Below are 21928 nucleotides of genomic sequence, written 5' to 3' on the forward strand. Positions count from 1 at the left end.
CACCTACCACCCCGACCGACATAACGCGCTCCAACGCGTCCTGAACCAAACACCACCACAAGCCGCATGAAACACAGCGAAGGTTGACACAGGGCAACTCGTCGCACCTCAACCAGCGGGGCGGGTGGGCGCGAAGTGCTCAACCAGCAGGGCGGATACCCTGCGCGGGTGCCTGCTGCCTCTGATCCGCTGACCTGGTTGCTCTCTCTCGAGGGCGTGCCGTCGGCGTACGCCGCTGCCCGCGACGGCATCGACGTGCTGCTACGGGACCGGGGCCTGCGGCGTACCTCCCCGGAGATGACGGCCGAGTCGCTTGTCCGTGGTGCTCACGCCTCGGCGGTGTTGGAGGGGTCGACCTCCACCCTCGCGCAGGTTCGCACCGGGGAGTGCGACGAAATCGCCCAGGACTCGCTGCGGCTGTCGACCCAGATGCTCGGCCAGGCCACCGTCTTGATGAAGAGCCCGTTGCAGGCGCTGGCCCGACTGCACTCGCTGGCCGCCACCGGCTCGGTGGACGACACCCGACTGGGGCGTCCCCGCGATGCCGAGTCGGCGGCTCGCCTGCGCGACATCGCCGGGTTGCTGACCGCCCCCACGGATGCACCGGCACTGCTGGTCGCGGCGCTCGTGCACGGCGAACTCCTCACTGCCGCTCCGTTCCCCTCCCACAACGGGCTGGTCGCCCGCGCGACTGAGCGGCTGATCCTGGTCGGCCGCGGCGTGGACGAGAAGTCGTTGGTCGTTCCGGAGGCCGGGCACCTGGCGGTGAGAGCGGCGTACGAGTCGAATCTGCGGGGGTACGCCGAGGGCGGTGCGGCGGGTGTTCACGCCTGGACGCTCTACGCCCCGGAGGCCTACGTCGCTGGCGCCGAGGCGAGCCCCTTGCGTCGCGAGGCGACTGAATAGGTCCGCACATGCAGGTGGCACCCCGGTCGGCATGCGACCTGAGTGCCACCGCTGACACATGAGTCGTTGGCTACCAAGCGTGCACTATCTAATTGCTGCCCCGGGAGAATCCCGGGAGCGTAGCGCCCTCTACGAAGGGAGATCGCCGCGTGGGTACCTGGCTCATGTGTTGCTTGTGAGGTGTTGAGTTGTGGTCTTGCTGAGGTCAGTTCTACGCCGCAGTAGTCCGCGGTTCAAGGCTTGACAAGCGGCTCGAATCGCGGTGCGTCGGGCGTCATAAGGGTCGGGGTCGGAGGCAACAGGCCGTTCTGCGCGCCTTCCGAACACGATGTCCGATAGTCGGACGCAGGGGCCGGTGATGACCCGAAGAAAGATTTCGCGAGTGTTCGAACCGCCCCCGGGAACGGCTCAGACGTCGGTGTTGGAGCGGCGCGACTGGTAGATCAGCGCGCCACCGATGGCGGCCGCGCCACCCAGGGCCAGAGCGGCCAGCGTGGGCTTGGCCGGGGGCATCGGGACCCGGGGTCGCAGGGCCACCGGACGGGTGAACTCGAGCACCGGCCAGCCGCGGGCCGCCGACTCGCGGCGGAGATCGCGGTCGGGGTTCACCGCGTGCGGGTGGCCGACGACCTCCAGCATGGGAACATCAGTGACCGAGTCGCTGTAGCCGTAGCAGTTCGCGAGGTCGTATCCCTTGGCGGCGGCGAGCTCGGTGATCGCGCGGGCCTTCTCGGTGCCGTAAGCGTAGTAGTCGATCTTGCCGGTGTACTGGCCCTCCACGATCTCCAGCCGGGAGGCCACCACCAGATCGGCGCCGAGCATCTGTCCGATGGGTTCGACGACCTCGGTGCCCGAGGCCGAGACGATCACCACATCACGGCCGGCCAACTGGTGTTCGGCGATCAGGGTGACGGCCTCGGCGTACACGATGGGGTCGACGACCAGGTGCAGCGTCTCCGCCACGATCTCGCGCACGGTGGCAACGTCCCACCCGGCGATCATCTGCGACATGAACTGGCGCAACTTCTCCATCTGGTCGTGATCGGCCCCGCCGATGACGTAGAGGAACTGGGCGTACGCCGAGCGCAGTACCGCGCGACGGGTGATGAGACCGCCGGCCTGGAAGGGCTTGGAGAAGGCGAAGGTGCTCGACGTCGCGATGATCGTCTTGTCGAGGTCGAAGAAGGCTGCCGTCGGTCCGGCAGATGAGGCCGTGGGGGAGGTCATGACCCCTCTACTCTAGGTCCCTCCCCGTCATCGTGCCCACTTGTTACCCCCAATGACCGCCGTGGCCGGCTGTCTTCACAGGTGGGCGTGATCCCGCCGAACCGCCGTCGCATTTCGGACACGGTGGGACCCATGACCTCTCCCCTGCTCGTGACCCGCGACGACACCCTGCACGAGTCGATCTCGCGGCTGGCCGCGGCCAGCGGGGCGAGCCCTCAGGTCGTCGGTGACGCTGCGGCGGCGTTGCGAGCCTGGGGTGCCGCCGACCTGGTCCTGGTGGGAGTCGATCTGTTGCACGAGGTCGAATTCCTCGGACCACCGCGGCGCGAGCGGGTGCACGTCGTGTCGTCGGGTCCGCCACCGAGTGACGTCTGGCGAGGAGCCCTCGCGGTCGGGGCCGAGAACGTGGTGGACCTTCCTGCCGGGGAGACCTGGTTGACCGAGACGCTGACCGACCTCGCCGACGAGGGCTCTGCTCGGGGCCTGACCATCGCGGTGATGGGAGGTTCTGGAGGCGCCGGGGCGACCACCTTGGCCTGTGCGCTGGGTCAGCGGGCCGCCGACTCAGGATCCGCAGTGGTCATCGACTGTGATCGGCTCGGACCGGGGGTCGACCGGGTTCTGGGACTCGAGGATCGCCCCGGCTTCCGGTGGGATGCACTGACCCAGACGACGGGACGCCTGAGCTCCCGGTCGCTCCGTGGTGCCCTGCCGCGGCGGGAGGGACTCGGGGCGCTGACCTGGCGGGCGGGAGCCGAGGAGCCCCTTTCGGCCGCCGCCGTGCGCGAGGTGCTCTCCGCGGCCCGGCGAGGACACGACACTGTCGTGCTCGACCTGCCGAGGGGGTCCGATCCCGTGGTGGACGAGGTGGTCTCGCGCTGTGATCTGACTCTGCTGGTGTTGAGATCCACCGTGGTGGGCGTGGCGTCGGCGGCGCGGCTCCGGTCCCGTCTCGGCGACGGGGTCCGGGTCGGCCTGGTGGTGCGCGGACGAGGCCCCTCGCCAGGCGACGTCGCCAGGACGGTGGGCGCCCCCGTCGCCGCGGAAATGCCCGATCAACGCGGCCTGACCGAAGCCATCGACCTCGGGCTGGGGCCGCTGCGCGGTCGACGCGGACCGCTGGCCAGGGCGTGTGCCGAGTTGTTGGCCTGGCCGATCCGTTGACGATCGGCCAGGTGGGTGTGGTGGGTGCCGAGGTCCTCGACGATCTGCGGGACCGCCTGTCCCGGCGTCCCGGTGAGCTGACCCCGCAGCGGGTCGCCGAAGCCCTGCGGGAGGCGGGCCGACCGGTCGGGGACGCGATGGTGCTCGCGGTGTACGAATCCTTGCGGCGGGACGTGGTGGGTGCGGGTCCACTCGAGCCGCTGCTACGCACCCCGGGAGTGACCGACGTACTGGTCAACGGGCCCGAGCAGGTGCACCTCGACCGAGGCCAGGGACTCGAGGCGACCGGGGTCCGCTTCGCCGACGAAGCCGCCGTACGCCGCCTGGCTCAGCGACTGGCCGCCCAAGGAGGCCGGCGACTGGATGACGCGACCCCGTACGTCGACGTCCGCCTGCGCGACGGCACCCGACTGCACGCCGTGCTCGCGCCTTTGGCCCGTCCCGGGACGGTTCTTTCGCTCCGGGTGCCGCGGCGCGAGGGCTTCGACCTCGCGGCCCTGGTAAGCGGGGAAGCACTCGACCTGGTGCGAGGTGTCATGGAGGCCCGGCTGGCCTTCCTGATCAGCGGGGGCACCGGCTCGGGAAAGACCACACTGCTCTCCGCGATGTTGTCGCAGGTCGATCCGAAGGAGCGACTGGTCCTGGTCGAAGACTCCTCGGAGTTGCGCCCCGCGCACCCACACGTCGTGGGTCTGGAGGCGCGACCACCGAACATCGAGGGCGCCGGCGAGATCACCGTGCGCACCCTGGTGCGTCAGGCCCTGCGGATGCGACCGGACCGTCTCGTGGTCGGTGAGGTGCGGGGCGGGGAGGTCGTCGAACTGCTCGCCGCTCTGAACACCGGACACGAGGGAGGTTGCGGGACTCTGCACGCCAACTCGGCTGGCGACGTACCCGCTCGGGTCGAGGCGCTGGCGTTGGCCGCCGGGCTGGGACGCGAGGCGGTTCATGCCCAACTCGCCTCGGCCGTCGACGTGGTCCTTCACGTCCAGCGCACGGCGGGCGGGCGGCGGCACCTCTCCCAGGTGGCCCTGTTGGAGCGCGGCGAACGGGGGTGGGTCGTCGCGGTGCAGGCGCTGGAGATCGATCCGGAGGGCAGTGTGACCAGGGGTCCCGCGGCTGGTCGGCTGCTGCGTCGACTGGAGGCTCGACATGTCTGAGGCCTGGTCGGTGACCGCGTTGGTGGCCACGGCCCTCGCCGTCTGGTTGGCCTGGCCCCCGGTGCTGACGAGTGGCCCGAGGTTCGCACGCCGGACCAGGGGAGTCGGCGTCGCCGCTGGGATGGCCGCCTCGCTGGCTGCGGGCTTCTCTGTGGGAGGAGTCCTCTCCTGGCGGGTCACCGTGCTGGCCTCGCTCGCGGCGGCTGCCGGGGGTGTCGCCTACCGGCTGATGGCCGCCCGACGCCGTCGGCTGATGGCGGCCGGCACCCGAGGTCGAGTGCTGGAGGTCTGTGAGCAACTCGCCTCGGAGCTCGGGGCCGGGCAACCACCGGGCCAGGCCTTGGAGCGGGCAGGCCGTGACTGGACGCCGTTGGCTCCGGTGGTCGAGGCGTTTCGCGTCGGCGCCGACGTGCCGTCCGCGTTCCGCCGGCTGGCCGATCAGGACGGTGCCCTGGATCTCCGACTGCTGGCTGCTGCCTGGCAGGTGTCCCATCGGACCGGCCACGGTCTGGCGGGTGCGGTGGATCAGGTGGCCGCGGACATCCGGGCAGCCCATGCCACGCAGCGCATCGTGGATGGAGAGCTGGCCTCGGCCCGCGCGACCGCGCGCCTGGTGGCGGTCCTGCCGGTGGTGGCTCTGGGCATGGGGTCGGGTGCGGGCGGGGACCCGTGGGGCTTTCTGCTGGGTGAACCGCTCGGCCTGGCTTGTCTGGGTCTCGGTCTCGCCTTCGGTGCGGTGGGGTTGGCGTGGATCGAGGGGATCGCGGCTCGGGTTGGAGCAGCAGCGTGAGTCTGGTCGTGATGGCTGCTCTGCTGTCGGCGATGGTCGTGGGTTTCGCCGTTCCCGGCTCCGGAGATTCGCTGGGACGGGTGGAGCCACCGGACACGTCCTCGGGGGAGCGGGGCCCCGATCCGGGTCCGCTCAAACGGTTCCGGCTGCCGCTGAGTTGTCTGGCCGGTGCGTCCGGGGCGATCTTCGTCGGCGGCCAGGCGGGATGGGTGGCAGCGCTAGCCGTCGGTGCGATCACGTGGAGCATGATCGGGCGGATCGAGCCGCCGGGGGTGCGCCGCCGTCGCGACGCGGTCGCCCGGGATCTCCCTCATGTCGTGACGCTGCTGGGGGCCGCCCTGCGCAGCGGGGTCGCTCCCGGTGAAGCGGCGTACGTGGTGGCGGCGGCCCTCCCCGGGCCCGCTTCCGACCGTCTGGCCCTGGTGGGCAGCCAACTGGAGCTGGGTGTCGACCCGACCACGGCCTGGCTGGCGCTGCGCGACGAGCCAGCGATGAGTCCGCTCGGTCGGTGCCTGGCAAGGGCGCAGGAGACCGGGGCGCCCGTCACCGCTGCGGTGGACCGGCTGGCCCAGGAGCTGGCCCGCAACGCCCGAGCCGACGTGGAGGACCGGGCCCGCGCCGTGGGGGTCAAGGCGGCGGTGCCCCTCGGGTTGTGCCTCCTGCCCGCCTTCCTGCTGATCGGCATTGTGCCGCTGGTCGCGGGGTTGATGTCGACGCTGGCGTGGTGAAACGCGCAGATCGAGGCGGCTCTAGATATGCGGCAGAAGTTGGGACAGGATGCCGGTAGGAAATACGAGACCGGCGTATCCGTGCTGCGTCTCATCAACCGGGGGGATTCTCATGCGTAGAAAATCATCGATAGTCATGGCCGGAGCGCTTGCGGCCGCACTACTCGCCAGTGGTGGCGCCGCTGTGGCGGCTCATGTGGACGAAGTGGACGTGCGAAAGGACGGAGACTCGGGATGGGCCTTCAACCGTGATCCCCGAACGGCGACTCCGTACGAGTTCAACAGTGACACCGCCACTACTGGAGCAGGCAGCCTCTACGTCTTGTCCATCCAGAACGACGAGCCGAACGCGGCGGCCGCACCAGGTAGGTGGGACAAGTTCGTTGCCGAGAAGATCCTGAACGTGGATGTCGCCGACCTCAACTCGATCGATTACGACTATTACGTCGACACGGCTGACATCACCGACACCGAGGAGTTCTACCTCAACGTCTACGCCAACCTGCCGGGGTCCTCGACCTACTACGACTGTCGCTACAACTACGTACCGCAGGACGGTCCGACGGGAGTCTGGGGGACCATGTCGACCGATGAGGGCGCCAACAGCGTCGCGTCCAGTGGCGGCGGTTCGGAGGCACTGTGTGGCAGCACGCCCGCGGCTATGCCGTCGGGTAGCACCATCTCGTTCATCGCCCTCAACGTCGGCGACACCAGTACTGGTGATCAGGACGTGGCTGGCTACTTCGACAACGTCGTGATCGACCTCGATTCCGGTGCAACGGCGTACGACTTCGAGCCGTCCGCGACGACGAAGGACGACTGCAAGAAGGGCGGCTTCGCTGACTACGGATACAAGAACCAGGGTGAGTGCGTTTCCGATGTCAACAAGGCCGACAAGCCCGCCAAGGCCGAGAAAGATAAGGAAGACAAGCCCGAGAAGGACAAGCCCGAGAAGGACAAGAAGGAGAAGGGCTGATCGACCGCTGAACCAGCCGTAGATCGACCTCCGCTTACGCCCTCCTCGCACCTCGGTGCGAGGAGGCTTCGGCGTACCCGCCCGCGCAACGGCCCACGAACTCTCCCATCTCGGCGTGCCGACCTGGCACTCCACAGAGTGGCCGACGACCCGTCCGAACCGGGCTCGAAAGAGCGCAGAGTTCGGGCAGCGGGCCGCATCGGGCGGCCCACTGAGCGGAGGAGACTTCATGCACGATCTACAGCGACTGCCCACGCACCTGGCCCTGGTCGAGGACGTAACGGATGTCGTCGACGTCGATCACGTCGAGGACGAGCGGGGCATCACCACGGCGGAGTACGCCGTAGGCACAGCAGCCGGAGCAGGGCTGGCCGGACTGCTCTACAAGATGCTGACCGGGGGCTTCGGGGACAAGATGCTCAAGACGCTCTTCGATCACGTGCTCGGGCTGCTCGGCGTCGGATGAGTCAGCGTCGCCGCGGGTCGGCACCAGCACCGGCAGTGGGGCCGGCGGAGGGCGGAGCGGCGACCGCTGAGCTCGCGGTCGTGCTGCCGATCCTGATGGCGGTGACCACCGGGTTGGTCTGGTTGCTGAGCGTGGGACTCGCCCAGGTCCGCACGGTCGATGCGGCCCGGGAGGTCGCTCGGGCCGTGGCCCGCGGCGACGACGCCCGCGCGGCAGTGGCGCGCGGTGAGCAGGTGGCGCCCGAGGGGGTCAGGTTCTCGATCGGCACCGCCAACGGGATCGTGACAGTGAGCGCAGCCGGTCGGGTCTCGGGGCCGGGCGGGATCTTCGACCACCTCCCCGGCGCCCGAATCACGGCGGAGGCCACCGCCCTACTGGAGGATCCGTGAGGCGCCCCGCCGCAGCAGACTCCCGAGCGGGGACCAGCGGGGCCGGTTCGGAGCGTGGATCGGCAACCCTGATGGCCGTCAGCGTCATCGGGCTGCTGCTCACCCTGGGCGCGGGGTTGGGGGTGGCCACGGCCCTGTTCGTCGATCACCGGGTCGCCCAGTCGGCCGCCGACCTGGCGGCGCTGGCGGCCGCGGACACAGCGCGGATGGGAGGTGTCCCCTGCGCCGTGGCGGCAGCCATCGCGGAGGCCAACCGATCGCGACTGGTCGACTGCGCGGTGAGCGGTCGCGAGGTGCGGGTGACCGTCCTGGTCGAGGGTCCACGCTGGCTGGGTCAGACCGGTGACCTCACCGCGCAGGCCCGAGCAGGGCCGGTGCCATGAGGCACGACTGCCCATGAGGCGGGACGGCACCTTCGCGACCGCTCGCCAGGTTTCGAGGCTCAGGCCTTGACGGCCTTCGCACCTCAACCACCGAAGGTGGCTGGGGAACTACCGGTCGTCGTCGTCCAGATCCTTGCGGCGCTCGGCCTCAACCTCGTCCAGCTGCTCGGAGAGTTTGTTGAGCTTGCGCTTCTCCTTGCGTTCCTTGACGCTGCGTCCGAAGCCGAACTTGGTGATCGCCAGACCGAGCATGATCGCGATCCCGGCGAACAACCCGACCAGGAACAGGGCGCTGGGCGACATCCCGATGCCGAGCAGCTCCACGTTGCCGAGGTTGGCGTCCGCGGTGAAGACGGCGGAGACGATGAGCAGGGCAGCCACCACGATGAGCACCAGACCGAAGATCAACATGGGCTGAGGTTACTCATCTCAGGCCGGCGGTGACGACGACCCGGCGAGCAGCACGTCCAGCAGGTCGATGGCCCCGGCCTTGTCGAGCGGGTTGTTCTGGTTGCCGCACTTCGGTGACTGGATGCAGGAGGGGCAGCCGATGTCGCATTCGCAGGACCGGATCGTCTCGCGGGTGGCGCGCAGCCAGGACTCGGCCGTCTCGTAACCGCGCTGGGCGAAACCGGCGCCGCCGGGGTGACCGTCGTGCACGAAGACGGTGAGCTCGCCGGTGTCGGCGTGACGCGCGGTGGACACCCCGCCGATGTCCCACCGATCACAGGTGGCGAACAACGGCAGCAGCCCGATCGAGCAGTGCTCGGCGGCGTGGGCCGCCCCCGGCAGATCGATGTCGCCGAGCCCGGCGTCGAGCAGGGTCTGCTCCGGCACCGTCCACCACACCGCGGTGGTGGTCAACGTCCTCGGGGGGAGGTCGAGCGGGGTCTCGGCGCGGACCTCGCCACCGGGCACCGATCGCTCCAAGAAGGACACGACCTGAGAGGTCACCTCCACCTCACCCACGCTGAGCCGACACGACCCCCACATCCGGTGTTCGCGCTCCCCGCGGACCGTGATGTCGGTGACCTCTCGGGCGGAGGTCGAGTAGTCCACCGAGGTTTGGGTCATGGTCGCGACGTGGCCCTCGAGGTCGAGGGACTCCACCAGCCAGGTCTCCCCCCGGTGCACGTAGACCGCGCCATCATGGGCCGTTCCGTGGGCCCGGCCGCCGTCCACGGTGCCGATCACCCGACCCGTGCTGTCTTCGATCAGCTGCACCTGTTGACCGGCCCCGGACCGGATGTCGGCCAGGTCGCAGGCCCGCCGCCGGTCGGTCCAGAACCACCCGCGCGGACGCTTGCGGAGCAGCCCCGCCTCGACCAGCGCATCGACCACCTCACGCGCACCGGGACCGAACGTCGGCAGATCGGCCACCACCAGCGGGATCTCCTGAGCCGCGGCGCACAGATGCGGCCCCAACACGTGTGGGTTGCCGGGGTCGAACACCGAGGCCTCGACCGGGGCGCCGAGCAGGCTCTCCGGGTGGTGGACCAGGTAGGTGTCCAACGGGTCGTCCCGGGCGACGAAGACCCCCACCGCGTCCTGCGCCTCCCGCCCGGCGCGCCCGATCTGCTGCCAGAAGGCGGCGCGGGTGCCGGGGAAGCCGGCCATGATGACCGCGTCGAGACCGCTGATGTCGATGCCCAACTCGAGGGCGTTGGTCGCGGCCAGTCCCAGCAGGTCCCCACTGCGCAGTCGCTGCTCCAACTCACGCCGCTCCTCGGGGAGGTAGCCGCCACGGTAGGACGCCACCCGACGACTCAACCCCGGGTCGACGTCGGCGAGGAGCCCGGCCGTGGTCGAGGCGACCTGCTCGGCCCCACGGCGCGATCGCACGAAGGCCAGGGTCCGCACCCCCTCGACGATCAGGTCCGCCAACAGATCGGCGGTCTCGGAGGGGGCCGAGCGGCGTACGGGCGCGCCGTTCTCGCCGGTGATCGAGGTCAGCGGCGGCTCCCACAACCCCAGGGACAGCTCGCCACGAGGAGACGCGTCATCGGTGACCGCCAGGGTCGGTCGGCCCGTCAGCCGCTGCGCCGCCACCGCCGGGTCCGCCACGGTCGCGGAGGCCAGGACGACCGTGGGACTGGCCCCGTGGTGAGCCGCCACCCGCAGGAGACGGCGTACGACGTGGGCGACGTGGGCGCCGAAGACCCCGCGGTAGTGGTGGCACTCGTCGATGACGATGTAACTCAAGGAGCCCAGGAAGCGGGACCAGTAGTCGTGGGAGGGCAGCAGCGAACGATGCAGCATGTCGGGATTGGTCAACACGTAGTCGGCGTAGTCCCGGGTCCAGTCGCGCTCCTCGCGGCTGCTGTCACCGTCGTGGGTGGCGGCGCGTACGTCGAGCCCCAGGCCGGTGACGGCGCTGAGTTGGTCGTGGGCCAGGGCCTTGGTCGGCGCGAGGTAGAGCACCGTGGGGCCCCGGCGTTGGCGGGGACCGCGGCCCTCGAGGATCGAGGTCAACGCGGGGAGTTGGTAGGCCAACGACTTGCCCGACGCGGTCCCGGTCGCGACCACCACATCTTGTCCCGCGTGGGCAGCCTCCGCAGCCGTCACCTGGTGCCGCCAGGGACGCTCCACGCCGCGGGTTCGTTGGGCCTCGATCACCGGCTGCGACACCCAGTCCGGCCAGGCGGCGTACCGCGCCTCGCGGGCAGGCAGGTGCTCCACGTGGGTCAGCCGGCCCTCGCGGCCCGGGACGTGGGCCAGTCGGGCCAGGGTGGGGGACACAGCCACAGTGTGACAAGGGGTGCCGACAGTGCGCGTCCTGCGAGTCCCATCAGAAGGCCTCGTCGCGGGGCCTCATCCGGGGCCGGATATGGGGCCTCATCACGAGACCAGAGGTCCGTATTGGGCGCGCACCCTCGCATCACCGCGCCCAGCGTGGTTTCATGTTCCCGGCTGAGTCCCCCACCTGCCGCACGGGAGTCCCAGTTCGGTATGCATTGGCCCTTCTTCGGGAGATTTCGTGGACTTGAGTCTTGAGACGAGCGACGTCGATGGCTGCGCTGTGCTCGCGGTCGGCGGCGAGATCGACGTCTACACCGCCCCGAAGCTGCGCGACAAGATCACCGAGGTCGTCGCGAGCGGCACCTACCGGATCGTCATCGACCTGCAGGCGGTCGAGTTCCTCGACTCCACGGGCCTCGGGGTCCTGGTCGGCGGACTCAAGAAGGTGCGCGCTCACGACGGCAGCCTGAAGTTGGTCTGCAGCCAGGAGCGACTGCTGAAGATCTTCCGGATCACCGGACTGTCGAAGGTCTTCGAGATCCACGACACCACCGCCGCAGCGCTGGCCTGAACCGGCCCGAACGAACTCCGGTTCGACCTACAGCGTGCGCAGCACCGCCACGGCGGCGATCTCCTTCGCCAGGGTGCCGCTGATGGCTTTGACGGTCACCTGAGCACCCTTTCGGGGCGTCACCGTCACCGTCACGCTCTCCCCCGAGGCCAGCGACACCGCCGCAGGGGAGACCTGCCCGGCGCTGCTGGGCGTGATCCGAAGGAAGTAGTCGTCCTGGCCCAACCCGGTGTTGGTGAGCACCAGCGAGCCGTCGACGTAGGTGAGGGTGGCGGCGTACGGCTCCGTCGGCACGAACGGGGCGGCCGAGGACGTGCCGGGTCCGGCGACGGAGCGGCGTTCGCCGGGATCGATTGCCGTGAGGGGGCCGTCACTGGCACACCCGACCAACCCGCCCGTGAGCAGGAGCAGGCCCGACAGCGCGGCGAGTCCCAGGCGCGTCGTACGTCGCACGGCGCTCTCCCTCCCCTGGACCCAGCGTCGACGGCAAGACTAGTGGTGCTGCTACCCCGTCGGGCTGTCGCGAGGGGCCACTACAGTCGGCGGCATGGATGACCTGCCTGCCCGACTACGCCGTGCCCTGGTTTCCGCCGACTTCACCTATGACCGGGTGGCCGAGATCCTCGGACCCGAGGCGCACGCCGCCCTGGGACGCAACGAGACGACCCCGGGGCTGTCCCGGACCGCCGGGGGCACCGCCGCGGACACGCTGACCCGGCTCTTTCTGCTCCAGACCCCGGTACCGCTGCCGAAGGCGGAGGCGGCCCTGCCGGGCCTCATCGACGCGATGGCCGCCCAGGGCCTGCTCGAGCAGAGTGTCGGCCAGGTGGCCGCCAGACTCGACGTACGCCCCTACGGCACCGATGAGTCCACCCACCCGCTCTGGGTCGTCAGTGACCTGACTCCCGGCCTCGATGGAGGCCCTCAACGGGTGGGCGGGGAACACGTCCTCGGGATCAGCTCGGCCTCCACCTCCCTGGCCCAGCTGACGCTGCGTCATGACGTCGACTCCGCCCTGGACCTCGGCACCGGTTGCGGCGTGCAGGCCCTGCACCTGTCCCGGCACGCGACGAGGGTCGTGGCCACCGACGTGAACCGCCGAGCCCTGAATGCAGCGCGCTTCACCGCCGCCCTCAACGAGGTCGACGACTGCGTCGAGGTGCGTGACGGCTCCTACTTCGAGCCGGTTGCCGGGGAGACCTTCGACCTGATCGCCACCAACCCGCCCTTCGTGATCTCACCGGGCACCGGTGAACGCCTCGTCTACCGCGACTCCGGGCTCCCCGGGGACCGCGTCGTCGAGGACATCGTCCGGGCCGCGCCGAGCCACCTCAACGAGGGCGGCTGGTGTCAGGTCCTGGCCAACTGGGTCATCCAGCGCGACGTCCCCTGGGAGGAACGGCTCGGCTCCTGGTTCGAGGGGGACTGTGATGCGCTGGTCGTCCAACGCGAACGCATCGACCCCGCGTCGTACGTCGAGTTGTGGCTCAAGGACGCCGGGTTGCACGGGGCGACCGACTACCTCGACCGCTACGACACGTGGCTCGCCTGGTTCGAGGACCAAGGCATCGAGGGGATCGGGTTCGGTTGGATCAATCTGCGCAAGCGCCCGGCCGACGCAGACCCGGCCGAGAGCACCGTGCGCTTCCTGGACTGGCGCTACGACGTCGAGCAGCCCATCGCCCCGGCCATCGCGGCCTGGGGTGTGGCGGTGGACGCCTTGCGCGAAGGCGTGGACGAGACCTCGCGCCTGGTCTGCCCCGCCGAGGTGATTCAGGAGACCTTCGGCCCGGTCGGAGCCGAGGACCCCGAGAGCATCGTGCTGCGCCAACAACGCGGCTTCCGTCGGGCCCGACAGGTCGACACCGTGACCGCCGGACTCGTGGGCGCCTGCGACGGCGATCTCACCGTGGGTCAGATCCTCGAGGCGCTGGCGGACCTTCTGGACGAGTCGTCCGAGGTGCTGCACAAGAGCCACCTGCCCATCGTGCGGGAACTGGTCGAGGAAGGCTTCCTCGTCCCGGCTGACGGCACAGAGTCGTGACCGCCTACCCGGACGGTGGCCAGGCCCTCGATCCCATGGAGCAACCACCCGTGGCCCTGCTCCACTGGATCGAGGGACGGCTGCCGGCGATGGCCCGCTCGGCCACCGACCGGATCTGGGTCGAGGTGCCCAACTACCAACGCTCCGAGTTGCATTCCGACGTGGCCCATCACGTCGCACGCATCTACGGGGTCTTCCTCACCACGGTCCGCGAGGGACGCGCCCCGTTGGTCGACGACTTCCCCTGGACCGCGGAGCACGCCCAGAAACGGGTCGACCATGCGATCCCGCTGGTGGACTTCCTCAAGGCGTTCCGGATCGCCCAACTGGAGTTGTGGGACCACCTGCTCGAGTGGGCGTTGGCCGGCCCCGAGGCCGAGCAGACCGTGCTCGCTCTGGTTTCCCACGTGATGCGCACCATCGAGGCGGGCAGCTCGGCTGCGGCCACGACGTACCTCGAGGCGCAGCAGTACGACCTGGCCGACCAGGAGAACGTGCAACGCGACGTGGTCGAGGACCTGCTCGCCAAACGTCGCCCCTCCCACGCCCGCCAGCTGCAGGTGCTGCGCGAGGCAGGCCTCGGGGAGGACCGGTACGTCGTGATCTCGGCCGAGCTCGGCGACGCCGACGTCACCCAGGGCCAACACATGCTGACCATGTCGGCGCGGACCCACCTCTCTCGGATCGCGGGGGGTGTCTTCGCCGTGCGCCAGTCCGAGCTGGTCGCCCTGTTGCCTCTGCGGGCGAAGGACGAGCGCTCGCTGAACCAGCGGTTGTCCCGCATGGTCGAGGAGCTGTCCGGCCGTGGGATTCGGTTGCGTGTGGGCATGAGCGCGGTGCACGCGGATCTCGACGACGTCCCTGACGGGCACGCCGAGGCGCGCCTGGCCCTCGGCAGTATCCAGGGCCCGCACGGCGTGGTGGGTCTGGCGGAGTTGTCCACCCTCGACTACCTGGTCCGCCGACCCGACGACACGGTCCGCCGGCTGATCCGGCCCCGGGTTCGAGCGTTCCTGGCTGAGGACCTGGCCGGTGACGGCATCTACGCCGCCTCGCTCGAGGCCTTCATCGACCACGACCTCAATGCGCGAGAAGCAGCGCGCGCCCTGCACGTGCACGTGAACACGATGTACTACCGCCTCGAGCGGATCAGCGAGCGCACCGGCTGCGACCTGCGGCGGGTCGACCAGATGATCGAACTGCTGCTCGCTGTGCGCGTCCTCGCCGCCGAATAACCGCGAGTCGGCGCAACTTGACGCCCGCAGAGGTCCGAGTCGGCGCTAAGTGTGTCAACACGCGCCGACTCGCCGATCACCCCGAACACGCAACCTCGGGGAACGCATCAGCGCCCGCCCCGCGAAGCGGGACGGGCGCTGACGTTGACCCGCCGAAGCGGGTCGATCAGGTGCTACTGCTCAGCCGGAGCGACGTACTCTTCGGCGTCGGTGGAGGTGAAGAGGTCACCGATCTGGTTCGCACCGCCGGGGGCGTCCTGCGACGCCTGGGCGATGTAGACCTCACGCGTGGCCGGGCTACCGGGCTGGGTGAGGTCGAGGTCGGCGACCAGGCTGTCGGTGGTGATTTCCGAGCTGTCGGCCAGCGCGGCCTGAATGCCGTCGCGGGTCATGTCGCCGTTGTCGCAAGCGGTCTGGAGCAGCTGGCCCCAGATCTCACCGATCGCGTAACCGTAGGGGATACCACCGTTGGGGACGTCGTCCTTGCCGAGGGCCTCGTACGCCGTGGCGACGGACTTGGCCGCCTCGATGTCGGCGTTGTACGGCGCGGAGGAGGCCACGAAGAAGTAGTTCTCCAGGGCCGGCGCGGTCTCCGGGGTGACGATCGCCGGAGCGAAGGTCGGGTTGTTACCGACCAGCGGCACGTTCAGCTTCAGCTGCGCCGAGACGGTCGCGACGGAGAGCGTCTGGGCGGGGGTGGTGGTCAGGCCGATGCCCTTGACGCCAGCACCCTTCAGGCCGGTGACGACGTTGCGCAGGTCGGTGTCGGTCGGGAGGACCTTGACCTTCTCGAGCTTCAGGTTGTGCTTCTCCGCGAAGTACTCCGCTCCGAGAAGGCCGTTCTCGCCGTACTCACCTTCGAGGTAGATGTAGCCGAGCGTGTCGCCCTCGGCGATCTGACCCTCGTCGAGCAGGTAGGACAGGCCGTTGATCATCTCGACGTCGTAGGTCGTGCCCGGGATGACGATGTAGGGGTTCTTCAGGATGAACGACGACCAGGACAGGGCCACACCGGTGGCCTTGGTGTCCATGAGCGGCTGGTCGAGGGCCGCGTTGATCGGGGAGCCCAGGATCTGCATGAAACCGAGCACGTTGGGCTCGATCTCCTGGAACTGCACGACGCCGGTGTCGGCCTTGTAGCCGTGGTCGCGTACGACGAGCTCGATCTGACGGTCGCAGATGCCGCCGTCGGCGTTGACCTCGTCGACCCAGATCTGGTGGCCGTCGACCACGCCGGTGCCGAGCTGCACGAACGGGCCGCTCATGTCGGTGAGGACACCGAGGCTGATCGTGTCGCCGGTGACGCCCTTGTCGGTGGCGAGATCACCGTCTCCGCCGCCTCCACCGCCTGAGGTGGACTTGTCGGAGCAGGCGGTCAGGGAGATGGCTCCGGCGACCGCGAGGGTGACGAGTGAACGGCGTACGTTCATGAGTGTTCCTACTTTCATTTTCGGGATGATCAGTGAGATGAACGGGTCGACATGCGAGCGGTGAGGTTGCCGCGCACGCGTCGGGTGATGGCGGCCAGGCCGCCTGGTTCGAAGATGACGACCAGGACGACGAGTCCGCCGTAGACGAAGGCGGTCAGGACCACGGGGGTGAAGCCCCCCGATCCACGGGAGAGTTCTGCGAGGAAGTCCACGCTGGGGACCAGCAGTTGGAGGGCCAGCGGCAGACCGAAGATCAGGCCGCTGCCGAAGACGGCGCCCCACACCGAGCCGAGTCCACCGATGAGGATCATGGCGAGCAGGCCGATGGCGACGGTGATCGACCAGGAACCGGTGAACTCGTTCTCGTCGGGCTTGAGGATGCCGAACCACATGATGGTCATGACTCCGGCGAGACCGGCGTACGCCGAGGAGACGGTGAAGGCGCCCGCCCGGGCCCAAGCGACGTTGACGCCCATAGCGGCTGCGGAGGCCGGGTTGTCCCGTACGGCGCGCCAGGCACGACCCGGACGCGAGTTGATGGCACCGACGGCCAGCACGATGGAGATCGCGGTGAAGACCAGGAAGAGGTACCACGTGCGCTCGGCGGCGAACAGGGGAACGCCGAGGAGCGAGAAGTCCGGGTCCTGACCGGTGAAGGAGAACCCGAACACCGTGAACTTCGGGGCGGGTCGTCCGGTGGCCGCGCCGCCGGTGTACTCGCCGAACCGCTGACCGAGGTAGAGACCGACGTAGACCAGGGCGAGGGTGGCCACCGACAGGTAGATGCCTCCGACCCTGCCCGAGACAGGTGCGAAGGCCAGCCCCGCGAGCCCGGCGATGACGACCGCGCCGACGAGGGCCACGAACGGCGGGAGCCCGAGGGCCACCAGATCGGAGCCGGGCGCCGACTCCGCAGCCAAGGTGGCGTAGGCGGTGCCGCCGATGAGCATGAAGAACGGCGTGCCGAGGGAGAGCTGGCCGCAGTGACCGGTCAGCAACGTCAGGCCGATGGCCGCGACGGCGCCGACCATGACGTACTCGCCGACCCGCAACCAGGCAGGCGTGGCGGTCAGTGGCATGTAGAGCAACACCAGTACGGCGGCGATAGCCAGGAGGATCTTGATGACCTTGGCGACCGTGAACCTGGGCTCATCGGCCGGGACGGGTGTGGGTGAGGGCGAGGCCGAGGGCTCGTCGATGACCTGAGTGTCAGACACGATTGACCTCCTTGCTCCCGAAGAGGCCGGACGGCCGGTAGATGAGCACGATCAGCATCACGATGAACACCGCACTCTTGGAGAAGTCCAAGGCGATGTATTGGGAGGCGTAGGCCTCGGTGAGCCCGACGATGAAGCCGCCGAGCACCGCGCCCCCGACTGAGTCGAGACCTCCGATGATCGCTGCCGGGAAGGCGACGAGCGCCAGGGCGTGGGTGCCGCGCGAGACACCGGATCCGGAGAAGTCGGAGGTGGCGATGAACAGCACGGCGATGCCGGCCAGGAGTCCGGCCACCACCCAGGCGGCTGCGGTGACTTGGCTGTTGCGTACGCCCATCAGGGCGGCCGCCTCACGGTTCTCGGCCTGAGCGCGCATGGCCAGACCCCAGGAGGTGTATCGGAAGAGCAGCAACAGTCCGGTGATGAGGACGGCGCCGACGATCAGGGCGACCAGTTGGCCGCGCAGGATGAAGACCCCGCCGATGTCCATCGGGCTGCCGACCCAGGGAGCCTTGAGGAACGGTACGTCGGTGCCAAGGCGTCGGGCGACCTCCTCGGTGACCACGACGTCGACCCCGATGGTCAACAGGACCAGGGCGATCGGGTCGGCGTTGCGGCTGCGGGCGATCAGGACCCGCTCGACGAACAGGGCCAGCGCGCCGGCGGACAGGATCCCGATGATCGCGGCCGGGATGAACCCGACGTTGTCCGACATGGCGAAGGTGACGTAGCCACCGACGAAGACCAGGGACCCGTGGGCGAAGTTCACCACGCCGGTGGCGCGGAAGATGATCACGAAGCCCAGCGCGAGCAGGGCGTAGACGGCGCCCTTGCCGCCGCCGTTCATCGTGAGTTGAAGGAAGGTATCCACTAGATGTTCTCCTTCTTGTCCAGGGATGGGCTCGTGGTGGGGGACTCGGAGTCCTCGTCGTCGTCCGAGCCGCCGAGGTAGGCGCGAATGACCTCAGGGTCGTTGCGCACCTCCGCGGGGGTCCCGTCGGCGATCCGCTTGCCGAAGTCCAGGACGGTGATGTGATCGGCGATCCCCATGACCAGGGACATGTCGTGCTCGACGAGCAGGACCGAGATCCCCAGGGCGTCGCGGATGTCGGTGATGGTCTGAGCCATCACCGAGGTCTCCGCGTCGTTCATCCCCGCGGCGGGTTCATCGAGCATCAACAGGTTCGGCTCGGTGGCCAGGGCACGGGCGACGTCGACCCGCTTCTGGACGCCGTAGGACAACATCGAGACCGGCTTGCCCAAGTGCTCGTCGAGGTTGAGGAAGTGGCAGATATCCCGCACACGGGTGGTGTGCTTGGCCTGCTCCTTGCGCATGTTGGGTAGCCGGAGGCCGGCGCTGAGGAAACCGCCCTTGGTCAGGCTGTGTCGTCCGAGCATGACGTTGTCCAGGACGGTGACGTGGCCGGAAAGGGCGACGTTCTGGAAGGCCCGTCCGATGCCGTGCTTGGCCAGTTGGTGCGACGGCATGCCGGTCAGGTCGTTGTCGCCGAACATCACTCGGCCCGAGGTGGCGGTGTAAAGACCGGACACGACGTTGAAGCACGTCGACTTGCCGGCGCCGTTGGGTCCGATCACGGCGTGGATGGTGCCGGGGGCGACCTCGAAGGAGACATCGTCCAGGGCGGTCACGCCGCCGAAGCGCATGGTGACGTTCTCGACGCGCAGGGTGGGGATCATCCTTCCCACCTCGCCAGGGTCGGCCGGGCGGCTTTGATCGTCTCGGCGGACTCGTCGTGGTGCCCGGCGTGTCCGCCGAGGTAGAGCGCCTGGATGTCCTCGGAGTTCGCGAGGTTCTCGGCGGTGTCGGCCATGGCGACCCGGCCCACCTCGAGGACGATGGCGTCGTGCGCCACTCGTAAGGCCATGGCGGCGTTCTGCTCGACCAGGATCACCGGGGTGCCCTGGGAGTTGATCGCCTCGACGATGTCGCCGATCTGCTCGATCAGCTTGGGCGCGAGGCCCAAGGACGGTTCGTCGAGGAGCAGGACGGCCGGTTCGGCCATCATCGCTCGACCGATGGCCAGCATCTGCTGCTCACCGCCGGAGAGGAGACCCGCACGTTGTTCGCTGCGCTCGCGAAGCACTGGGAACAGGTCCAGGACCCGGTCCCGGGCCGCCGTACGACGGTTGCGGGCGGTGGTGAGGGCGCCGACGCGCAGATTCTCCTCCACCGTCATCCGGCTGAAGACCTGTCGGCCCTCGGGGGACTGGACGATCCCGGCGCGGGTGACCGCGGCGGGACTCAACTTGTGGATGGCGACCCCGTCGAGCTCGATGGTGCCGCCGTAAACGGCGCCACCGTGCATCGGAAGGGTTCCGGAGATCGCCCGGAGCAGGGTGGACTTGCCGGCCCCGTTGCTGCCGAGGACCGCCACGATCCGTCCGTCGGGCACGGGTAGGTCCACCGAGTCGAGAACGGACTTGTTGGCTCCGTATCCCGTGGTCAGGCCTGCGACGTTCAGCATGGGGTCTCGCGACCCGTAACGACCGAACTCCGCGTGCTGGTGTGACGCATGCGACTCCTGATCTTCGTACGTGAAGTGGGTGTGGCGTGCGGTCGGTGACCCCGCTCACACATCAACCTATCGAGAATGAGTGACGCGCAACACATGGGGATAGTGAGTGACTCACAAACTCGCTTGGGTTTTTCGCCGAATTGGGGTCTGGGTCTTGTCAGATGTCTCCGTGCAGGCGGTGCGCAACGCCCACCCTCTCGGCCGTAGCGCTGTGCTCTCTGCACAACGTTATGTCACGGAACGGTTACGGCGTGGTGAGGCGTGGGGGGTGGACCTCCCTCCGTAGGGCGTCGCACCCGCGAGTCGCTCTCCTCCCGTGACGGAATCCGTACGTCGAGGCGAGAGCCGAGCAGGGCAGCGAGGAGCAGGCCACACCCAAGCCACTCAGCCCGACACGCTCCTCGAGGTCGACCAGGATGAGGAGCATGCCGATGCACGCCACGATCACCATCTGGGTCATGACGTCCTCGGATAGAAGCCGGGCGGCTCGACCTCCGGGTTCCCGCCGAGGAGCACGGCGATTCTGGACTCGTCCTCGCTGAGAACACGCTGCCCCATCGTCGATGGCCGCGGGGGGTTCTTGTCCGGAGGTCCTTCGAAGACCCGGTCCACCGATTTGTCGGCCGCCACCGCGACGACCAAGCCGGTCACTCCACCCACGACGGCGCCCACGACGGGCACGGGAAACAGCGAGCCCACTCCTGCTCCGGTGGCCAGGCCGGTGAACCACCCGGTCCCCTGGGAAACAACGGCCTGGGTGGCGGATTCGCCGTCCTGCATGTCGAGGGCGACGGCGTAGGCGCCGGTGATCAGACCCAGGGCCCCGCCGATCCTGCCGATCCCCCGGGGGGCTTCGTGGGTAGCCGTCGCGGAGTCCTGGGCCAGCGTCTGGGCGGTGTGGATGCGGTCCATGAGTTCGTCGTACTCGCCGAGGTCGATCCTCACCCGGCCGTCCCGGTAGCGGTCGATCTGAGCCGCGACCTGGGCGCGCAGCCGGAGGGCCTCGTCCCCGAAGTGCTCGGCGTGTCGGCGCAGAATGCTCGAGTTCAGTCCCACGAGATAGGTCGTGTAGGCGACCGACATCAGGTTGGCGGTGGCCAGGGTGAGGGTCTCGGCGTTGCGTCGCACCTCCACGGCGGTGAGTTCCAGGGCCTGATCCCAGGTGGACACCACCAGGTCGTGGCGTCGTTGCAGGGCGGCAAAGGTGGAGTCCGGACCGAAGGCCATGCCGACCGGAGCCTCGTTGAGCGGCGCTCGCACCACGGTCCCGGTGACCAAGAGGTGGGACTCGAGGGCTTCCCGGCGGATGGCGAGGAGAGCGGCCTGAGCGATTCGCAACCCGGTGGCCAGGGATTCCAGGGCGCGGGCGGTGCGTTCCGCGGCCGCGCCGAGATCGTCCCCGCAGGTCGAGAGGAGTCGGGCGCGATCACCGAAGGCGGTCCCGGCCTCGCCCTCCCAGCCGGAGGTGAGTTGATTGCGTTGCCGGGCGCTGCTGTCGGCCAGGCCCGTGGCGCCGCCGGCCACGACGACGCGGAGGAAGGTGGCGGCTTCCTCGATCTGTGCCGGGTCGCCCTCGATGGCGGTGTCGATCACGAGGCCAGCGCCGTCGAGGAGTCATCGACGGAGAAGAGGTCGAGGGCGGTCTGGGCGTCGACGACCTCCACGTCGGTGCGAGCGGCCTCGACGGCGAGACCCAGCACCCGCGCGTCGGACACCACTAGGGCTGCGGCCTCGAGGTGGGCCCCCAGGGCGAGCGCCACCAACGGGGCGGCGGGACCGGTGCCGGCGGGTGGCACGGAAGCGGCAGCGGCGTCGTACTGGGCCCCGGCCTGTTGTAGGTCTGCGGCGGCGCGTCGCAGCGCGTCGGGCTCGAGGTGGAGGCGGCTGGTCCGAGACATCTGAGGTCCTCTCCGAGAAGGGTGGGACCATCAAAAACCGAAGGCGCCGGGGCCGCAACCACCCGATT

The 21928-nt window shown here is 69.1% G+C and carries 24 protein-coding genes; 12 read left to right on the plus strand and 12 right to left on the minus strand.

All coding sequences use genetic code 11. The features are described 5' to 3' along the window. The first annotated feature begins 168 nt into the window (after positions 1-168). The gene (locus ACYVLV_RS12270; RefSeq protein ID WP_460810327.1) at positions 169-906 is read left to right on the plus strand and encodes a Fic family protein; all 738 of its coding nucleotides are present in this window, start codon (positions 169-171) and stop codon (positions 904-906) included. Positions 907-1314: 408 nt separating this feature from the next. Here the strand turns inward: ACYVLV_RS12270 and ACYVLV_RS12275 are convergent, their stop codons facing one another. Further along, positions 1315-2133: an HAD family hydrolase gene (locus ACYVLV_RS12275; protein WP_460810328.1), complete on the minus strand. Its 819-nt coding sequence runs from the start codon at positions 2131-2133 to the stop codon at positions 1315-1317. A 132-nt stretch (positions 2134-2265) separates the two neighbouring features. On the opposite strand from ACYVLV_RS12275, the gene ssd reads away from it, so the two are divergent. From ssd to ACYVLV_RS12315, 8 genes are all read left to right on the plus strand, one after another. Next, positions 2266-3297 carry a septum site-determining protein Ssd gene (gene ssd, locus ACYVLV_RS12280; RefSeq protein WP_460810330.1) on the plus strand — a complete coding sequence of 344 codons (1032 nt, stop codon included), beginning with the start codon at positions 2266-2268 and terminating at the stop codon, positions 3295-3297. Between the two features lie 20 nt (positions 3298-3317). Next, positions 3318-4457 (plus strand): TadA family conjugal transfer-associated ATPase, encoded by a 1140-nt coding sequence (locus ACYVLV_RS12285; protein ID WP_460810331.1) that lies wholly within the window; start codon positions 3318-3320, stop codon positions 4455-4457. Beyond that, a complete protein-coding gene (locus ACYVLV_RS12290) occupies positions 4450-5247 on the plus strand; it encodes a type II secretion system F family protein (RefSeq protein WP_460810332.1) in 798 nt (265 codons plus the stop codon). Before ACYVLV_RS12285 ends, ACYVLV_RS12290 begins: the two co-directional genes overlap by 8 nt. After that, entirely contained in the window at positions 5244-5975 is a 732-nt protein-coding gene (locus tag ACYVLV_RS12295; protein WP_460810333.1) for a type II secretion system F family protein, read from the plus strand. Before ACYVLV_RS12290 ends, ACYVLV_RS12295 begins: the two co-directional genes overlap by 4 nt. 136 nt (positions 5976-6111) lie before the next feature. Next, entirely contained in the window at positions 6112-6951 is an 840-nt protein-coding gene (locus tag ACYVLV_RS12300; RefSeq protein ID WP_460810334.1) for a hypothetical protein, read from the plus strand. A 229-nt stretch (positions 6952-7180) separates the two neighbouring features. Then, the gene (locus tag ACYVLV_RS12305) at positions 7181-7417 is read left to right on the plus strand and encodes a DUF4244 domain-containing protein (protein ID WP_460810335.1); all 237 of its coding nucleotides are present in this window, start codon (positions 7181-7183) and stop codon (positions 7415-7417) included. Next, complete coding sequence (locus ACYVLV_RS12310; protein WP_460810336.1) at positions 7414-7806, plus strand: TadE family type IV pilus minor pilin; 393 nt, start codon at positions 7414-7416, stop codon at positions 7804-7806. The genes ACYVLV_RS12305 and ACYVLV_RS12310 overlap by 4 nt, the downstream gene beginning before the upstream one ends. Next, positions 7803-8189 carry an Rv3654c family TadE-like protein gene (locus ACYVLV_RS12315; RefSeq protein ID WP_460810337.1) on the plus strand — a complete coding sequence of 129 codons (387 nt, stop codon included), beginning with the start codon at positions 7803-7805 and terminating at the stop codon, positions 8187-8189. The genes ACYVLV_RS12310 and ACYVLV_RS12315 overlap by 4 nt, the downstream gene beginning before the upstream one ends. A gap of 108 nt (positions 8190-8297) precedes the next feature. Here ACYVLV_RS12315 and ACYVLV_RS12320 read toward each other — a convergent pair whose 3' ends face one another. Both ACYVLV_RS12320 and ACYVLV_RS12325 read right to left on the minus strand, forming a co-directional pair. Next, entirely contained in the window at positions 8298-8600 is a 303-nt protein-coding gene (locus ACYVLV_RS12320; protein WP_460810338.1) for a hypothetical protein, read from the minus strand. 18 nt (positions 8601-8618) lie between these two features. Next, entirely contained in the window at positions 8619-10928 is a 2310-nt protein-coding gene (locus ACYVLV_RS12325) for a DEAD/DEAH box helicase (RefSeq protein ID WP_460810339.1), read from the minus strand. Positions 10929-11166: 238 nt separating this feature from the next. Between ACYVLV_RS12325 and ACYVLV_RS12330 the strand changes: the two genes are divergently transcribed. Further along, entirely contained in the window at positions 11167-11499 is a 333-nt protein-coding gene (locus tag ACYVLV_RS12330; protein WP_460810340.1) for an STAS domain-containing protein, read from the plus strand. 27 nt (positions 11500-11526) lie between these two features. On the opposite strand, the gene ACYVLV_RS12335 is transcribed toward ACYVLV_RS12330, so the two are convergent. Next, complete coding sequence (locus ACYVLV_RS12335; protein WP_460810341.1) at positions 11527-11952, minus strand: hypothetical protein; 426 nt, start codon at positions 11950-11952, stop codon at positions 11527-11529. Positions 11953-12046: 94 nt separating this feature from the next. On the opposite strand from ACYVLV_RS12335, the gene ACYVLV_RS12340 reads away from it, so the two are divergent. Continuing rightward, positions 12047-13543 carry a DUF7059 domain-containing protein gene (locus tag ACYVLV_RS12340; RefSeq protein ID WP_460810342.1) on the plus strand — a complete coding sequence of 499 codons (1497 nt, stop codon included), beginning with the start codon at positions 12047-12049 and terminating at the stop codon, positions 13541-13543. Then, positions 13540-14778 (plus strand): PucR family transcriptional regulator, encoded by a 1239-nt coding sequence (locus ACYVLV_RS12345; protein ID WP_460810344.1) that lies wholly within the window; start codon positions 13540-13542, stop codon positions 14776-14778. Before ACYVLV_RS12340 ends, ACYVLV_RS12345 begins: the two co-directional genes overlap by 4 nt. A 173-nt stretch (positions 14779-14951) precedes the next feature. On the opposite strand, the gene ACYVLV_RS12350 is transcribed toward ACYVLV_RS12345, so the two are convergent. The 8 genes from ACYVLV_RS12350 to ACYVLV_RS12385 all read right to left on the minus strand — a co-directional run bounded on the left by ACYVLV_RS12350 (position 14952) and on the right by ACYVLV_RS12385 (position 21860). After that, positions 14952-16208, minus strand: a complete 1257-nt coding sequence (locus ACYVLV_RS12350) for an ABC transporter substrate-binding protein (RefSeq protein WP_460810345.1) — start codon at positions 16206-16208, stop codon at positions 14952-14954. Between the two features lie 29 nt (positions 16209-16237). Further along, the gene (locus tag ACYVLV_RS12355; protein ID WP_460810346.1) at positions 16238-17425 is read right to left on the minus strand and encodes a branched-chain amino acid ABC transporter permease; all 1188 of its coding nucleotides are present in this window, start codon (positions 17423-17425) and stop codon (positions 16238-16240) included. Further along, a complete protein-coding gene (locus ACYVLV_RS12360) occupies positions 17418-18296 on the minus strand; it encodes a branched-chain amino acid ABC transporter permease (RefSeq protein WP_460810347.1) in 879 nt (292 codons plus the stop codon). Before ACYVLV_RS12360 ends, ACYVLV_RS12355 begins: the two co-directional genes overlap by 8 nt. Next, positions 18296-19123 carry an ABC transporter ATP-binding protein gene (locus tag ACYVLV_RS12365; RefSeq protein WP_460810348.1) on the minus strand — a complete coding sequence of 276 codons (828 nt, stop codon included), beginning with the start codon at positions 19121-19123 and terminating at the stop codon, positions 18296-18298. The genes ACYVLV_RS12360 and ACYVLV_RS12365 overlap by 1 nt, the downstream gene beginning before the upstream one ends. After that, positions 19120-19911: an ABC transporter ATP-binding protein gene (locus ACYVLV_RS12370; protein WP_460810349.1), complete on the minus strand. Its 792-nt coding sequence runs from the start codon at positions 19909-19911 to the stop codon at positions 19120-19122. The genes ACYVLV_RS12365 and ACYVLV_RS12370 overlap by 4 nt, the downstream gene beginning before the upstream one ends. A gap of 295 nt (positions 19912-20206) precedes the next feature. Further along, entirely contained in the window at positions 20207-20422 is a 216-nt protein-coding gene (locus tag ACYVLV_RS12375) for a hypothetical protein (protein ID WP_460810351.1), read from the minus strand. Then, entirely contained in the window at positions 20419-21555 is a 1137-nt protein-coding gene (locus ACYVLV_RS12380; RefSeq protein ID WP_460810352.1) for a WXG100 family type VII secretion target, read from the minus strand. Before ACYVLV_RS12380 ends, ACYVLV_RS12375 begins: the two co-directional genes overlap by 4 nt. Then, a complete protein-coding gene (locus ACYVLV_RS12385; RefSeq protein ID WP_460810353.1) occupies positions 21552-21860 on the minus strand; it encodes a hypothetical protein in 309 nt (102 codons plus the stop codon). Before ACYVLV_RS12385 ends, ACYVLV_RS12380 begins: the two co-directional genes overlap by 4 nt. Positions 21861-21928 lie beyond the last annotated feature (68 nt).

The sequence above is a fragment of the Nocardioides salsibiostraticola genome (assembly GCF_054783655.1).

Excerpts from the sequence above, each read along its gene's own strand:
- ACYVLV_RS12370 (WP_460810349.1), bottom strand. The coding sequence starts at position 19,911 with ATGCTGAACGTCGCAGGCCTGACCACGGGATACGGAGCCAACAAGTCC.
- ACYVLV_RS12340 (WP_460810342.1), top strand. The coding sequence starts at position 12,047 with ATGGATGACCTGCCTGCCCGACTACGCCGTGCCCTGGTTTCCGCCGAC.
- ACYVLV_RS12375 (WP_460810351.1), bottom strand. The coding sequence starts at position 20,422 with ATGACCCAGATGGTGATCGTGGCGTGCATCGGCATGCTCCTCATCCTG.
- ACYVLV_RS12275 (WP_460810328.1), bottom strand. The coding sequence starts at position 2,133 with ATGACCTCCCCCACGGCCTCATCTGCCGGACCGACGGCAGCCTTCTTC.
- ACYVLV_RS12350 (WP_460810345.1), bottom strand. The coding sequence starts at position 16,208 with ATGAACGTACGCCGTTCACTCGTCACCCTCGCGGTCGCCGGAGCCATC.
- ACYVLV_RS12310 (WP_460810336.1), top strand. The coding sequence starts at position 7,414 with ATGAGTCAGCGTCGCCGCGGGTCGGCACCAGCACCGGCAGTGGGGCCG.
- ACYVLV_RS12365 (WP_460810348.1), bottom strand. The coding sequence starts at position 19,123 with ATGATCCCCACCCTGCGCGTCGAGAACGTCACCATGCGCTTCGGCGGC.
- ACYVLV_RS12300 (WP_460810334.1), top strand. The coding sequence starts at position 6,112 with ATGGCCGGAGCGCTTGCGGCCGCACTACTCGCCAGTGGTGGCGCCGCT.
- ACYVLV_RS12320 (WP_460810338.1), bottom strand. The coding sequence starts at position 8,600 with ATGTTGATCTTCGGTCTGGTGCTCATCGTGGTGGCTGCCCTGCTCATC.
- ACYVLV_RS12305 (WP_460810335.1), top strand. The coding sequence starts at position 7,181 with ATGCACGATCTACAGCGACTGCCCACGCACCTGGCCCTGGTCGAGGAC.
- ACYVLV_RS12290 (WP_460810332.1), top strand. The coding sequence starts at position 4,450 with ATGTCTGAGGCCTGGTCGGTGACCGCGTTGGTGGCCACGGCCCTCGCC.
- ACYVLV_RS12385 (WP_460810353.1), bottom strand. The coding sequence starts at position 21,860 with ATGTCTCGGACCAGCCGCCTCCACCTCGAGCCCGACGCGCTGCGACGC.
- ssd (WP_460810330.1), top strand. The coding sequence starts at position 2,266 with ATGACCTCTCCCCTGCTCGTGACCCGCGACGACACCCTGCACGAGTCG.